Origin of the sequence: Pseudomonas synxantha BG33R (assembly GCF_000263715.2) — a bacterium.
In the GTDB taxonomy this organism is placed as follows: Bacteria; Pseudomonadota; Gammaproteobacteria; order Pseudomonadales; family Pseudomonadaceae; genus Aquipseudomonas; species Aquipseudomonas synxantha_A.
The window spans coordinates 6,087,088-6,099,742 of record NZ_CM001514.1 but is presented as its reverse complement, the minus strand read 5'-3'; the positions used below and the strand labels follow the sequence as shown (position 1 = coordinate 6,099,742).

The window sequence follows — 12,655 nt, the reverse complement described above, 5'->3', positions numbered from 1 at the left end:
GGGATACCCCTGTGATTCGCTCAAGTATTACCAAGTGCCGCCGAAGAAGGTGTGTTGGAACCATCGTGCACCAACGTTTCCCACTTAGATAATTTGCCGAGCAGCGCTATGAGATCAGGATGATCCTGGCCTCGGCCAGGAGCTGTCATGTCTCAACCTCGTGCCCGGATTGCCTCCCAGTTAGGTCTCGCCCTTGCCGTGATTCTGGCTGTCGTTATCAGCGGCAGCACTGTGTTTGCCCTGCGTTCCCTCGACTCCGCCAACCTCGACACCCGTGAGGAGCACCTGGCCAGCGAGGCGCGTTTGCTCGCCGACCAACTCAATACCTTCCACAGCACCTTGCGCGAGAGTACCCAGCGTTTGAGCGGGCTGTTTGAAAAACGCTTCGGCGCCGGCCTGAGTGTGCGTGCCGACCAACCGGTGGCCGTGGCCGGTGTACAGACGCCGAGCCTGTACCTGGGTAATGAGGTGCTGAACAACAACTTCGAAGAAGTGGACGAGTTCAAGCAAATGTCCGGCGGTGTGGCTACCGTATTCGTGCGCAGCGGCGACGACTTTATCCGCGTGAGCACTTCCTTGACCAAGCAGGATGGCAATCGTGCCATCGGTACGGTGCTTGACCGCCAAGGCGCGGCATACCAGCGTGTTGCCGACGGGCAAACCTATATCGGCCGTGCGGTATTGTTCGACCGTTCCTACATGACCCAGTACAGCCCGGTACGTGACAGCAACGGCAAGGTCATCGCCGTGCTGTTTATCGGTTTCGATTACACCGACGCGCAGAACGCCCAGTTTGAAAACCTCAAGCGCTTCCGCCTCGGCCAGACCGGCTCCCTGGCGCTGCTGGATGAGCAGAAGCATTGGCTGGTGCCGCCAGCCGGCGTACAGGCGCCGGACCAGGCCATTACCGTGATGCTCGACCTGGCAAAGACGCCGGGGGCAGGGCGTTTCTGGAGCGACAAAAACGAAGATTTCTACAGCGTTTCGGTGCCGTTCGAAGGCGGCCCCTGGGCGGTGGTGGCAAGTATGCCCAAGGCGGAAATTCGCGCCGTGACGTGGGAAGTCGGGATCCGCCTGGTGATCGGCAGTGTGCTGGCGATGTTGCTGGCAGTGGGCGCCACGGTGTGGCTGTTGCGCAGCAAGCTGGCGCCACTGAGTGATTTGGTACGCCAGGCGCAAGCTCTGGGTGCGGGCGACTTGAGCGCACGCCTTAACGTGTCCAGCCATGACGAGATCGGGCAGTTGGCGCGCAGCTTCAATCAGATGGGTGAAGCGCTGTCGACCATGGTTTCGCATATCCGCAGTGCTGCCGAACAGGTCAACAGCCGCGCCCAGGCGCTGTCGGGGCTCTCCGGTGGTGCCTACGAAGGCATGGAGCAACAGTCTGGCGAGATCACCAGCATGGCCGGCGCGGTGGAAGAGTTCAGCGCTACCTCGTTGAACATCGCCGACAACATGGGCAATACCGAGCGCCTGGCGCAAGAGAATGCCCAGCAGACCCGGATCGGCCGCACCTCGATGCAAGAGGCGTCATCGTCGCTGGAGCATATTGCCACTGCCCTGAACAGCACAGCCGCAGTGATCAACACCCTGGGCCAGCGCTCCCAGGAAATCGGCGGGATCGTCGGTGTGATTACCTCCATCGCCGAACAGACCAACCTGCTGGCGCTCAACGCCGCCATCGAAGCCGCCCGCGCCGGTGAGCAAGGCCGCGGTTTTGCCGTGGTCGCCGACGAAGTGCGTAACCTGGCCTCGCGCACCCGCCAGGCCACCGATGAAATTTCGGCGATGATCCAGAGCATCCAGCAGGAAACCGGCAACGCCATCAGCACCATGGAACACGGCAAGGTATTGATGCAGGACGGCCTGTCGCGCAACGCCGACGTCGCCTCGGCCCTGGCGCGTATCGATGAGCAAAGCCGCTCGGCCGGCCAGCAATTCGCTGCGATCACCACCGCCACCCAGGAGCAGAGCAGCACCGCAACCCTGCTCAGCAGTAACTTGCAAAGCATTGCCCTGGCCAACAGCGAGCAGCGTGAAGTGGTGTCGAACCTGGCAGTCACCGCCAAGGAACTGGAAACCCTGGCGGCAGGCCTGCGTCAGGAGGTGGACCGGTTTCGTTGAGGCTTAGTGGTCGCCCAGCCCTGGGTCTACGCGCTTGCCGATGTCCTTGAGCCGCGCCAGTTGGTCGACCATGCCTGGCGCTTCATCCATGCTGGTCACGAAGGTCCACAGGTAAGTCATCACTGCGTAGATGTGGCCGGCCTTGACCGCTGGGGACAAGGCCAACTGGCTGATCGCGACCACAAACAGCAAAGCCGCGAGCGTACCGAGAAACAGGTACGCCGCAGCCTCGCGGTCTGAAAGCCAGATGCGCAGGCGTGACAGCACCTGGTAGTGACGTCGCAGGGTCGGCGCGCCGACTTTTTCGACCAGGCCGATTTCTTTCTCCAGGCGGTTATTCAGGCGCTCGTGTAGTTCCTGATTGCGCTGTGCAAAGCGTGGCAACAAGGTGATGCACAGCAGCAGCGCGGCCAGACAGGCCATGCCTACCCACGGCTCAATCACGATCAACATTACCGCAGCGCCCACGATCGATACCAACGCCGTGGCGATGATTGGCACGTGCTTTTCAAAGAAGTCGACAAACTCCCGTGCCAGCACCACCCGTGCCGCCGATTTCGAGGTGCTGTGGTTCTGTTGGCGCTGGTTGAGGATGACTGGCACCGCAAGGTCGGCGTAAATGCGCGTGAACGTGCGTGTATCCAGCGCTCGCCGTGCCGCCCCGACCACCCAGAACGCCATGACTACGGCGGCATAGAACAACGCACTGGTGGCATCGCCGCGGATAATCGAATCCACCGCGAACCCGGCAAACAGCGGGTAGGCCAACAACAGTGCGTTCTCCAGCGCCACCAGTGACAAAGTGCAAGACAGCTTGCCGGGATAAGCTTTGGCAATAGCCTTGAGTGTCTGGCTGGCGGACTGCTGGCCGATTTTCTGGCTTTGTTCGATCAGAATTTGTGGGGTGACGGATGTCATGGGTGCACCAAAGGAGTGATAGACGCTATTATTGAGCGACTGCTCAAGTATCCTTGAGCGATCGCTCAAAAAGCAAGCGCCGCTCATCTACCGGCGCCCGAAGGAATTGCCCATGTCGCGTATCGACCGTAAAGACCAGATCATCGCCGCCGCTCTTGAGCTGTTTCGCAGCAAGGGTTTCGCCGATGTGTCCACCCGTGACTTGGCCGAACATGCCGGGCTGTCGCGTAGTCACGTCTATCACTACTTCAGTGACTGGAATGAACTGCGTCGCGAAGCTTTTGTGCGCTTTGCCAATGAGCAATTGGATGAAGTGCGCGAGCCGTTGACCGATGCTCCACCGCTAGAAGCGCTTATGGGGTTCTTGCGCGACTGTCTGCCCAGCACCGCTGACGCCGCTTGGGCGCTGTGGCTCGACGCCTGGGACGAAGCCATGCACGACCCGCAAATGGCCCAGGCTTACCTGGTGATCAACGCCCAGTGGCAAGGCATGCTTGCCGAAGTGATCGAGCGGGGCGTTGCCGATGGCGTCTTTCGCTGCGAGTCGTGTCAGCGCGCTGCACGGCAGATCTTCGCCCTGGCGATGGGCTATGCCGATGACCTGATGCTCAAGCCTTCCGCAGAGTCGGCAGAAGCGGTGCTGGAAGAGGTGCTGGAAGTGGCGAGGCTGCTGCTGGATTTTGCCTGACAAGTGCTAGCCATGAGCGGCTGGTCGGTACTGCAGCGCCTCCGCCAAATGATGGCGGGCGATGCCTTCCACTTGCTCAAGGTCCGCCAGGGTGCGAGCCACCTTGAGCAACCGATGGGCTGCACGCAGCGATAATGTCAGTCGTTCGCACGCGCTTTCCAGCCAGCTTTCATCGGCTTTGGTCAACTGGCAGTGTTCGCGTAGCCGTGGCAGATCGAGGAATGCATTGGCACAACCCTGGCGCTGGTGCTGGCGTTCACGGGCTTGCGCCACCTGGGCGGACGCTTGCGCGGTGGTGTCACCGGCCTGTTGGGAGGGGCTCAGCGCAGTGACCTCCCGGGCGACTGTCAGGTGCAAATCAATCCGGTCCAGAAGCGGCCCGGATAGCTTGTTGCGATAGCGCTGTATCTGCTCCGGCGTGCACCGACAACGCCCGCTGGGTTCGCCCATGTAGCCGCACGGGCAGGGGTTCATGGCCGCGACCAACTGGAAGCGTGCCGGGAAACTCACCCGGTCCCTGGCTCGGGAGATCACGATATGCCCCGACTCCAATGGCTCGCGCAGCACCTCCAGTACCTTGCGATCAAATTCCGGCAGCTCATCCAGAAACAGCACGCCGTGATGGGCCAGGGTGATTTCCCCCGGCTGCGGCTTCGAGCCGCCACCCACCAGCGCCGGGCCGGATGCCGAGTGGTGCGGCTGGCGAAACGGGCGATTAGGCCAATGGCTAAGGGGGGCCAGGCTGACCACGGATTGGATCGCGGCCACTTCCAGCGCCTCCTGCTCGCTCAGCGGTGGCAGCAAGCCCGGCAGGCGGCTGGCCAACAGGGTCTTGCCGGTACCGGGTGGCCCGCTGAACAGCAGGTTATGTGCGCCGGCCGCCGCAATCAGCAAGGCACGCTTGGCTGCCAGTTGGCCCTGCACTTCACTCAGGTCCGGGTAAGGCTTGTTCAAGTACAGCAAGCCGTCGGACCTGTAGGGCTCAATCGGCACATGCCCATTAAGGTGCGCCACCACTTGCAGCAGGTGGTCCACCGCAATCACTTTGAGCCCCGACGCCAGGCAGGCTTCCTCGGCATTGGCCCTGGGCACTATCACGGTGCGCCCGGCCTTGCGCGCCGCAAGCGCGGCCGGCAACACACCCTTCACCGCCCGTACCTCGCCCGATAACGCCAACTCACCAAGGCACTCCACGTCATCAAGCATCAAGGCCGGCACTTGCACACTGGCCGCCAGGATCCCCAGGGCAATCGCCAGATCAAAGCGCCCGCCGTCCTTGGGTAGGTCGGCGGGCGCGAGATTGAGGGTGATGCGCCGGGCCGGGTATTGCAGCGCCGAGTTGAGAATGGCGCTGCGAACGCGGTCCTTGCTTTCCTTTACTGCAGTTTCCGGCAGGCCCACCAGCGTCAGCGATGGCAAGCCATTGGCCATATGCACTTCAACGGTGACGGCGGGGGCTTCGACGCCGACCTGGGCGCGGCTGTGCACGATAGCGAGGGACATGCTCGTTCCTTGAATGGGGGGCCGCTTCCTGCGGGTTTTTCAAGGGTAGACGAGGGGGGCGTCCAGCGAGGGAGGGAGGTTTTACAGAACGTATCCGGGCGGCAATGCAAAACAAATGTGGGAGCTGGCTTGCCTGCGATAGCGGTATGTCAGCAAAGAATCATCCGCTGATGCACCGCCATCGCAGCATAGATATCTACACAACTTTGTAGTCGCCAATGGTAACCACGATGCGAAGCGAGCCGCTCTTGATCTTGATCTTGATCTGCTTTTGATCTCAGGCGGCCCCCCAAATCACTGTCGGATTACGGGCACACCGAGCCTAAGCGAGGTGCCGAGTGGTGGGGCAAGAGCCTTTTGGTTACTTTTGGCTGGGCCGGCATTCCGGCTCTTTTCAAAAGTGACCCGCTGTAAAAGCGGAACCAACAGTGGCCGTTACCCAAAAAACGGATATGTACTCAGTCTGATCCAGCGTCTTGGTCGGCCCTGAGGCCGCCATCGGGGGCAAGTCGAATCGTCGCACCGCCCCTCCCACATTTGGATCGCGGTGCATCAGTTAGATAGCTATAAGCTGACAGGCAGCAAGCTCCCTTGCAGAGGAGCAGCAGCGTACCAAAGTTGTGTAGATACCCATGGCCATCGCAGGCAAGCCAGCTCCCACACTAACCGTGTTTATTCAGCAGAGGATGGCGCCAACCGCGCTTCAAGCTCAGCCACCTTCGCCTCCAGGCTCTCCAACCGCGCACGCGTGCGGGCCAGTACGACCATCTGGCTGTCAAACTCTTCCCGGCTGACCAGGTCGAGCTTGCTGAAGCCACTTTGCAGCAATGCCTTGAACTGGCTTTCGATTTCATTGCGGGGCAGCGGGGTGTCGCCGCTGAACAGGCGAGAGGCGTGGCCGCTCAGGGCGTCGAGGAGGTCTTTGGGCGCGAGCATGGGAAATATTCCGGAAAACAGTTGGCCGGCAGTGTATCACGCAGCGTCTATAGTCTTTTTCATGCTGCGTTGCGCACGGTTTTCGCGCATCAAAGCGGGCGGCTGCGCACCGTTTTGATGCGCATTGCGGCTGCACGTACGCCCCGTGGGTGGGCACGAGTGAGCAAGGGACTGATTTCAGTGATTTTTACGGAGCTGGCAAGGTTTCTGCTTAGACGATCATGACCCATGCACTGATGCAGTCGCTGTGACGAATGCAGTGCGCCGACGGATCAGGGGTACAGGTTTCGTCACCAGTGGATCGCTGGCGTCGCAACGGCAAATGCCGAGGCGACGATGCGTTACAAAGCCAGGCACTGCGCTTAGACTTGAGACGGGTTTGTTTTCCTGGGGCAAGTCCACCAATTCGGGAGAGAGTTTTCATGAAGCTAGTCACTGCCATCATCAAGCCGTTCAAGTTGGACGATGTACGCGAGTCACTGTCCGAGATCGGCGTGCAGGGCATTACCGTTACTGAGGTCAAGGGCTTCGGTCGGCAGAAGGGTCATACCGAGCTGTATCGTGGCGCGGAATACGTAGTCGATTTCCTGCCGAAGGTGAAGATTGATGTCGCCATTGACGACAAGGATCTTGAGCGGGTTATCGAGGCGATAACCAAGGCGGCCAACACCGGCAAGATCGGTGACGGCAAGATCTTCGTGGTCAATCTGGAACAGGCTATTCGCATCCGTACCGGCGAAACCGATACCGACGCAATCTAAGCCGCCAAACCCCAACGCCCCAGGAGAAAACACTATGACTCTGCGTAAATTCGCAGGGCTCGGAGCCCTGTTGTCCATCGTAATGCCAAGCCTGGCCATGGCGGCAGACGAAGTGGCTGCTCCAGTCCTCAACTCCGGCGACACCGCCTGGATGCTGACCGCCACCGCTTTGGTGCTGTTCATGACCATCCCTGGCCTGGCGCTGTTCTACGGCGGCATGGTCCGCTCCAAGAATATTCTGTCGGTGATGATGCAGTGCTTTGCCATCACCGGCCTGATCAGCATCCTGTGGGTCGTCTACGGCTACAGCATCGCGTTTGATACCACCGGTATGGAACAGGGTGTGGTCAACTTCAACTCCTTCTTCGGCGGCCTGGGCAAGGCGTTCCTGGCGGGTGTCACCCCGGCCAGCATCACCGGGCCTGCGGCGCTGTTTCCGGAAGCCGTGTTCATCACCTTCCAGATGACCTTCGCCATCATCACCCCGGCGCTGATCGTCGGTGCTTTCGCAGAGCGCATGAAGTTCTCCGCGATGCTGATCTTCATGGCTATCTGGTTCACCCTGGTCTACGCGCCGATCGCGCACATGGTCTGGAGCGGCAACGGTGGCCTGATGTGGGACTGGGGCGTGCTGGACTTCGCCGGCGGCACCGTCGTGCACATCAACGCGGGTGTGGCTGGCCTGGTGGCGTGCATCGTGCTCGGCAAGCGTAAAGGCTTCCCGACCACACCGATGGCTCCGCACAACCTGGGTTATACCTTGATCGGCGCGGCCATGCTGTGGATCGGCTGGTTTGGCTTCAACGCCGGCTCCGCTGCGGCGGCCAACGGCACGGCGGGCATGGCGATGCTGGTCACCCAGATTGCCACGGCTGCTGCGGCGCTGGGCTGGATGTTCGCCGAGTGGATCACTCACGGCAAGCCAAGTGCACTGGGCATTGCCTCAGGTGTGGTGGCCGGCCTGGTCGCCGTGACGCCAGCCGCTGGCACCGTGGGCCCGATGGGTGCCCTGGTGATCGGCCTGGTCGCCGGTGTGGTGTGCTTCTTCTGCGCCACCAGCCTCAAGCGCAAGCTGGGCTACGACGACTCCCTGGACGCCTTCGGCGTGCACGGTATCGGCGGTATCGTCGGTGCGATCCTCACCGGTGTGTTCGCTGCCCCGGCACTGGGTGGCTTCGGCACTGTGACCGATATCGCGGCCCAAGTCTGGATCCAGTGCAAAGGCGTAGGCTTCACCGTGATCTACACGGCGATCGTGACCTACGTCATCCTCAAGGTGCTGGACATGGTCATGGGCCTGCGTGTCACTGAGGAAGAAGAGGCGGTTGGCCTCGATCTGGCGCAACACAACGAACGCGGCTACAACTTGTAAGTACGCGAAAAAAACATGCCCGGCTTGCCGGGCATTTTTTTGTCTGGTGTTTGTCTTTGGCTAAAGGTGTATGGGTTTTTTATCAACTTTGTGATGGGATCCACACGGCACTTTTCAGAGTGCAAATGTCTTACAGGCATGAAGGCGTATTCGGCACTTTGTTTTTTCCCAGAGCGCGCTAGAATGCGCGCCGATGGGCGGAGAACTGTATGTGGCAACAGACCCTGATTACCCTGCGGGCCAAGCCCCGGGGCTTTCATCTGGTAACGGACGAGTTGCTTGCCGGCTTGCCTGAATTGAAGGCGTGCCGTGTGGGCCTGTTGCATCTGTGGCTGCAGCATACCTCGGCCTCGTTGACCGTCAACGAGAATGCCGACCCGGCGGTTCGCCGTGACTTCGAGCGTTTTTTCAACCTGCTGGTGCCACAGGGCCGCGCAGGTTTTGAACATAATGACGAAGGTCCGGATGATCTGCCGGCGCACTTCAAGGCCAGTCTGCTGGGCTGCCAGCTGAGTTTGCCGGTCAAGGCCGGCCGCTTGGCGATGGGGACCTGGCAAGGTGTTTATCTGGGCGAGCACCGTGATCATGGCGGTGCTCGTAAAGTCCTCGCCACCTTGCACGGTGAAGAGGCATAAGCCACTGGAAACCCGGTGGATGTTGATTTTTTTCCGGCGACCTCGACAGAGGGTGAAGCTGGGCTATAACTAATCTGCTTTTCGCAAGTCATGAGGTAGAACATGAGCGACGATGATCTGGAAAACGACGAACTCGAAGTAGGTGACGACGATGACACCGAAGAAAGTATTGACGTAGCGGCGGAAGACGTTGCTGACGATGCCGATGATGGCGGTGCCGATGATGCGGCTCCCAAAGCCAAAGGCAAAGCCAAGGCTGCGGTTTCGGTAGATGAGTTGCCGAGTGTTGAAGCCAAGAACAAAGAGCGCGATGCCCTGGCCCGAGCGATGGAAGAATTCCTCGCGAAGGGTGGCAAAGTGGTCGAGGTCGAGGCTAACGTGGTAGCTGACCCACCGAAGAAGCCGGATAACAAGTACGGCAGCCGACCTATCTGAAGTCCGCCTCTTGCTTGTAAGAAAAAGCCCGCCGTCGCTGCGGGCTTTTTCATGCCTGGAGCCATTACCAGTTCGCTGCAATACCTTGTGGGAGCAGGCAAGCCAGCTCCCACATTGGGGGGTAGTGTTAACCCCAGCGACTCAGCAGTGGCGGCAACTCCGTCAGGCTGCGAATCTGCGCATCCGGGTGCTTGTCACCCTCCCAGGCCTTGCCCGCGGGGTTAAACCACACCGCCCGCAACCCGGCCTGCTGTGCCCCGGCGATATCATCCCCAGGGTGATCGCCCACATGCACGGCCGCACTGGCGTCCACCCCTCCACGCTGCAACGCTTCGTCAAACAGCCGCGCATCCGGCTTGGCGATGCCGATATCTTCAGCGCGCAGGGCAAAGTGAAAGTAGTCCGCCAGGCCCACACGCTGCACATCGGCATTGCCATTGGTGATCACGCCGAGCAGGAAGTGCTGGCGCAGCGCCTTGAGCATCGGCTCGGCTTCCGGGAACACGGTGAGTTGGTGGCGTGCGTGGATGAACGCTTCGAAGCAGACATCCGCCATCTCTGTGGCCTCAGGCTGGGGATAACCGGCCTCCTCGAACGCATGCATCAACACGCGATGACGCAGCAGGCTGATACGGTGTTTGAGTTCGGGATGACGCTGCAGCACCTGCTGGCGCAGGCTGGCGAAATGTTCCAGGGGCAGATCGCCCACCTTGGCGGCGTTGGCTGCCAGCCATTCGCGCATCGACGCTTCGGCGCTGATGATGACGGGTACGTTGTCCCAGAGGGTGTCGTCCAAGTCGAAGGTGATCAGCTTGATACTCATGAGTCGCTGCCTTTGATGCGTTTGGCCCGTGGATGGGCGCTGTCGTACACCGTTGCCAGGTGCTGGAAGTCCAGGTGTGTATAGATCTGAGTGGTCTTGATGTCGGCGTGGCCGAGCAGTTCCTGTACGGCGCGCAGATCCTGGGAGGACTCCAGCAGGTGGCTGGCGAAGGAATGGCGCAGCATGTGCGGGTGCAGATTCTGCCCCAGCTCCCGCTCGCCGGCGGCCTTGACCCGAAGCTGGATCGCTCGGGGCCCCAGGCGTCGGCCTTGCTGGCTGACGAACACCGCATCGTCCGCCGGGTTGGTCAAAAGGCGCAATGGCAGCCATAGCTGCAAGGCTTCGCGGGCTTTTCTGCCCACCGGCAGCACGCGGGTCTTGCAGCCTTTGCCGAGCACTTGTATCAGGCCATCGGCGAGGTCCAACTGATCGAGGTTCAGGCTTGTCAGCTCCGACAGGCGCAGGCCCGAAGAATAGAACAGCTCAAGGATTGCCTGGTCGCGATGGGCCAGGAAGTCATCTTCTACCGCACCATCGAGCAGCTGCAAGGCACGATCGGTATCCAGGGTCTTGGGCAGGCGCCGCTCGCCTTTGGGCGGGGACAGGCCATTGGCCGGGTCGTGATCGCACAGGCCTTCGCGATTGAGGTAGTGATAGAGGCCGCGCACTGCCGACAGCAGGCGAGACAGGCTGCGCGAGGACTGGCCTTGCTGGTGCAACCGGGCGATCAGGCTGCGCAGGGCCTGGATATCCAGGGCCTTCCAGCTGCTGACGTGCTGTTTTTCGCAATAGGCCAGGACCTTGTTCAAGTCCCGCCGATAAGCTTCCAGCGTGTGGGGCGACACTTGGCGCTCATTGCGCAGGTGAGCGCAGTAGGCGTCCAGTTGCCGCTCCATGGTCAGCGCACCGCGCGCAGTGTGGTGGTGTGACGCGGCAGGACGCGGCCCAGCACTTCGGCGATGTAGGTCAGGAACAGCGTGCCCACCGAACTTTTGTAGTGCGCAGGGTCACGGCTGGCGATGGCCAGCACGCCGTGCAAGCCTTGATGGCTGACGGCGATGACGGCGGTAGAGCCGATCTGCTTGCGCTGCTCTGCACCAAACAGGAAGTCCAGTTCATGTTCACGCAAGGTGCCGCTGACAGTCTTGCCTTCGGACAGCAGGCCACCGATGGCTGTCTGTGCTTCGCCACCTGTGACCCAGCGACCCACGGGCATCGGGTTGTCGCTGAACAGGATCAGGCTGACAAAGGGCACCTGGAAGTCCTCGCGCAGGCTGTCTTCCACGGCAATCACCGTTTCTTCCAGGCTGGCGGCGTCCATCAGGGTCAGGATCAGGCGGCGGGTCTTGTCGAACAGGCGGTCGTTGTCGCGGGCCACGTCCATCAGGTGGGACAGCCGATGGCGCATTTCAATATTGCGCTCGCGCAGGATCTTCATCTGCCGCTCCACCAGCGACACGGTATCGCCGCGCTGGTGGGGAATGCGCAAGGCCGGCAGCAGTTCTTCATGCTCGACGAAGAAGTCCGGATTAGCCTCAAGGTACGCCGCGACAGCAGCGGCCTCCAGGCTTTCACTCGGGGTGGCGTGTGCGGGTACTTGAGGCTTATCGGTCATTGGCTTGGCTCACTCATAGACGGACCTGTCCTTCGTATACACGCGAGGCCGGCCCGGTCATCATCACCGGGTGGCCAGGGCCTGCCCATTCGATGGACAAGCGTCCACCGGGCAGGTCGATCAGCAGCGGCGAATCCATCCACCCCTGGCTGATCGCGGCTACGGCAGCGGCACAAGCGCCGGTACCGCAAGCCTGGGTTTCGCCGGCGCCGCGTTCCCAAACGCGCAATTGCGCGCGGGTACGGTCGATCACCTGCAGGAAGCCCACATTGACCCGCGCTGGAAAGCGCGGGTGATGTTCGATCTTCGGCCCCAGTTCGTGCACCGGGGCGTTATTGATGTCGTTGACCCGCAGTACCGCATGGGGGTTGCCCATGGACACGGCGGCGATATCCACGGTTCTGCCATCCACGTCCAGCGGGTAACTGAGGGCCTGCTCGGTGGCCTGGAACGGAATATCCGCCGGCACCAGGCGTGGCGCGCCCATGTTGACGCTGATCTGGCCGTCACTGCGAATATCCAGTTCGATCACGCCGCCCTTGGTTTCGACGCGAATCTGGCGCTTGGCGGTCAGGCGCTTGTCCAGCACAAAGCGTGCAAAGCAGCGCGCACCGTTGCCGCACTGTTCCACTTCGGAACCGTCGGAATTGAAGATCCGGTAGCGGAAGTCCACCTCCGGGTTGCTCGGCGCCTCCACCAGCAGCAATTGGTCGAAACCGATGCCGGTGTGACGGTCGCCCCACTGTTTGGCGTGTTTGGGCAGGATGTGCGCGTGCTGGCTGACCAGGTCGAGAACCATGAAATCATTGCCCAGCCCGTGCATCTTGGTAAAACGCAGCAGCATG

The 12,655-nt window shown here is 61.1% G+C and carries 13 protein-coding genes and 1 pseudogene; 7 read left to right on the top strand and 7 right to left on the bottom strand.

The window, feature by feature from the left end; all coding sequences use genetic code 11:
• Nucleotides 1–147: 147 nt before the first annotated feature.
• Nucleotides 148–1,221 (top strand): annotated as a pseudogene (locus PSEBG33_RS30235) (Cache 3/Cache 2 fusion domain-containing protein); the annotation flags it as partial.
• Between the two features lie 42 nt (nucleotides 1,222–1,263).
• Nucleotides 1,264–2,124 (top strand): methyl-accepting chemotaxis protein, encoded by an 861-nt coding sequence (locus PSEBG33_RS30230; RefSeq protein ID WP_372804228.1) that lies wholly within the window; start codon nucleotides 1,264–1,266, stop codon nucleotides 2,122–2,124.
• A 3-nt stretch (nucleotides 2,125–2,127) separates the two neighbouring features.
• Here PSEBG33_RS30230 and PSEBG33_RS00860 read toward each other — a convergent pair whose 3' ends face one another.
• Nucleotides 2,128–3,042: an ABC transporter six-transmembrane domain-containing protein gene (locus tag PSEBG33_RS00860; RefSeq protein ID WP_194439574.1), complete on the bottom strand. Its 915-nt coding sequence runs from the start codon at nucleotides 3,040–3,042 to the stop codon at nucleotides 2,128–2,130.
• 112 nt (nucleotides 3,043–3,154) lie between these two features.
• Between PSEBG33_RS00860 and PSEBG33_RS00865 the strand changes: the two genes are divergently transcribed.
• The gene (locus PSEBG33_RS00865) at nucleotides 3,155–3,730 is read left to right on the top strand and encodes a TetR/AcrR family transcriptional regulator (RefSeq protein WP_005792458.1); all 576 of its coding nucleotides are present in this window, start codon (nucleotides 3,155–3,157) and stop codon (nucleotides 3,728–3,730) included.
• Nucleotides 3,731–3,736: 6 nt separating this feature from the next.
• On the opposite strand, the gene PSEBG33_RS00870 is transcribed toward PSEBG33_RS00865, so the two are convergent.
• A complete protein-coding gene (locus PSEBG33_RS00870; RefSeq protein WP_005792457.1) occupies nucleotides 3,737–5,233 on the bottom strand; it encodes a YifB family Mg chelatase-like AAA ATPase in 1,497 nt (498 codons plus the stop codon).
• 672 nt (nucleotides 5,234–5,905) lie between these two features.
• The gene (locus PSEBG33_RS00875) at nucleotides 5,906–6,169 is read right to left on the bottom strand and encodes an accessory factor UbiK family protein (RefSeq protein WP_005792456.1); all 264 of its coding nucleotides are present in this window, start codon (nucleotides 6,167–6,169) and stop codon (nucleotides 5,906–5,908) included.
• 422 nt (nucleotides 6,170–6,591) lie between these two features.
• Here PSEBG33_RS00875 and glnK point away from each other — a divergent pair, with 422 nt between their 5' ends.
• The 4 genes from glnK (at nucleotide 6,592) to sutA (ending at nucleotide 9,372) form a co-directional block, all read left to right on the top strand.
• Nucleotides 6,592–6,930, top strand: a complete 339-nt coding sequence (gene glnK, locus PSEBG33_RS00880) for a P-II family nitrogen regulator (protein WP_005792455.1) — start codon at nucleotides 6,592–6,594, stop codon at nucleotides 6,928–6,930.
• Between the two features lie 34 nt (nucleotides 6,931–6,964).
• Entirely contained in the window at nucleotides 6,965–8,302 is a 1,338-nt protein-coding gene (locus PSEBG33_RS00885) for an ammonium transporter (RefSeq protein WP_005792454.1), read from the top strand.
• 209 nt (nucleotides 8,303–8,511) lie between these two features.
• Nucleotides 8,512–8,937: a secondary thiamine-phosphate synthase enzyme YjbQ gene (locus PSEBG33_RS00890; RefSeq protein WP_005792453.1), complete on the top strand. Its 426-nt coding sequence runs from the start codon at nucleotides 8,512–8,514 to the stop codon at nucleotides 8,935–8,937.
• 102 nt (nucleotides 8,938–9,039) lie between these two features.
• The gene (gene sutA / locus PSEBG33_RS00895; RefSeq protein WP_005792452.1) at nucleotides 9,040–9,372 is read left to right on the top strand and encodes a transcriptional regulator SutA; all 333 of its coding nucleotides are present in this window, start codon (nucleotides 9,040–9,042) and stop codon (nucleotides 9,370–9,372) included.
• A 127-nt stretch (nucleotides 9,373–9,499) separates the two neighbouring features.
• Here the strand turns inward: sutA and PSEBG33_RS00900 are convergent, their stop codons facing one another.
• From PSEBG33_RS00900 to dapF, 4 genes are read right to left on the bottom strand one after another with little or no spacing between them, the layout of a single operon-like run.
• Complete coding sequence (locus PSEBG33_RS00900) at nucleotides 9,500–10,195, bottom strand: HAD family hydrolase (RefSeq protein ID WP_005792450.1); 696 nt, start codon at nucleotides 10,193–10,195, stop codon at nucleotides 9,500–9,502.
• On the bottom strand, nucleotides 10,192–11,091 hold the full coding sequence (gene xerC, locus PSEBG33_RS00905) for a tyrosine recombinase XerC (protein WP_005792449.1): 900 nt from the start codon (nucleotides 11,089–11,091) through the stop codon (nucleotides 10,192–10,194). Before xerC ends, PSEBG33_RS00900 begins: the two co-directional genes overlap by 4 nt.
• Before the next feature lie 2 nt (nucleotides 11,092–11,093).
• Nucleotides 11,094–11,810, bottom strand: a complete 717-nt coding sequence (locus PSEBG33_RS00910) for a DUF484 family protein (RefSeq protein WP_005792447.1) — start codon at nucleotides 11,808–11,810, stop codon at nucleotides 11,094–11,096.
• 13 nt (nucleotides 11,811–11,823) lie between these two features.
• A complete protein-coding gene (gene dapF, locus PSEBG33_RS00915; RefSeq protein WP_005792446.1) occupies nucleotides 11,824–12,654 on the bottom strand; it encodes a diaminopimelate epimerase in 831 nt (276 codons plus the stop codon).
• Between the last annotated feature and the right edge of the window lies 1 nt (nucleotide 12,655).

What these genes read in the sequence shown, in the direction of transcription:
- sutA (WP_005792452.1), top strand. Translation starts at nt 9,040, where the DNA reads ATGAGCGACGATGATCTGGAAAACGACGAACTCGAAGTAGGTGACGAC.
- PSEBG33_RS00875 (WP_005792456.1), bottom strand. Translation starts at nt 6,169, where the DNA reads ATGCTCGCGCCCAAAGACCTCCTCGACGCCCTGAGCGGCCACGCCTCT.
- PSEBG33_RS00890 (WP_005792453.1), top strand. Translation starts at nt 8,512, where the DNA reads ATGTGGCAACAGACCCTGATTACCCTGCGGGCCAAGCCCCGGGGCTTT.
- PSEBG33_RS00860 (WP_194439574.1), bottom strand. Translation starts at nt 3,042, where the DNA reads ATGACATCCGTCACCCCACAAATTCTGATCGAACAAAGCCAGAAAATC.
- dapF (WP_005792446.1), bottom strand. Translation starts at nt 12,654, where the DNA reads ATGCTGCTGCGTTTTACCAAGATGCACGGGCTGGGCAATGATTTCATG.
- PSEBG33_RS00910 (WP_005792447.1), bottom strand. Translation starts at nt 11,810, where the DNA reads ATGACCGATAAGCCTCAAGTACCCGCACACGCCACCCCGAGTGAAAGC.
- PSEBG33_RS00900 (WP_005792450.1), bottom strand. Translation starts at nt 10,195, where the DNA reads ATGAGTATCAAGCTGATCACCTTCGACTTGGACGACACCCTCTGGGAC.
- PSEBG33_RS00865 (WP_005792458.1), top strand. Translation starts at nt 3,155, where the DNA reads ATGTCGCGTATCGACCGTAAAGACCAGATCATCGCCGCCGCTCTTGAG.
- PSEBG33_RS00885 (WP_005792454.1), top strand. Translation starts at nt 6,965, where the DNA reads ATGACTCTGCGTAAATTCGCAGGGCTCGGAGCCCTGTTGTCCATCGTA.
- glnK (WP_005792455.1), top strand. Translation starts at nt 6,592, where the DNA reads ATGAAGCTAGTCACTGCCATCATCAAGCCGTTCAAGTTGGACGATGTA.
- PSEBG33_RS00870 (WP_005792457.1), bottom strand. Translation starts at nt 5,233, where the DNA reads ATGTCCCTCGCTATCGTGCACAGCCGCGCCCAGGTCGGCGTCGAAGCC.
- PSEBG33_RS30230 (WP_372804228.1), top strand. Translation starts at nt 1,264, where the DNA reads ATGGGTGAAGCGCTGTCGACCATGGTTTCGCATATCCGCAGTGCTGCC.
- xerC (WP_005792449.1), bottom strand. Translation starts at nt 11,091, where the DNA reads ATGGAGCGGCAACTGGACGCCTACTGCGCTCACCTGCGCAATGAGCGC.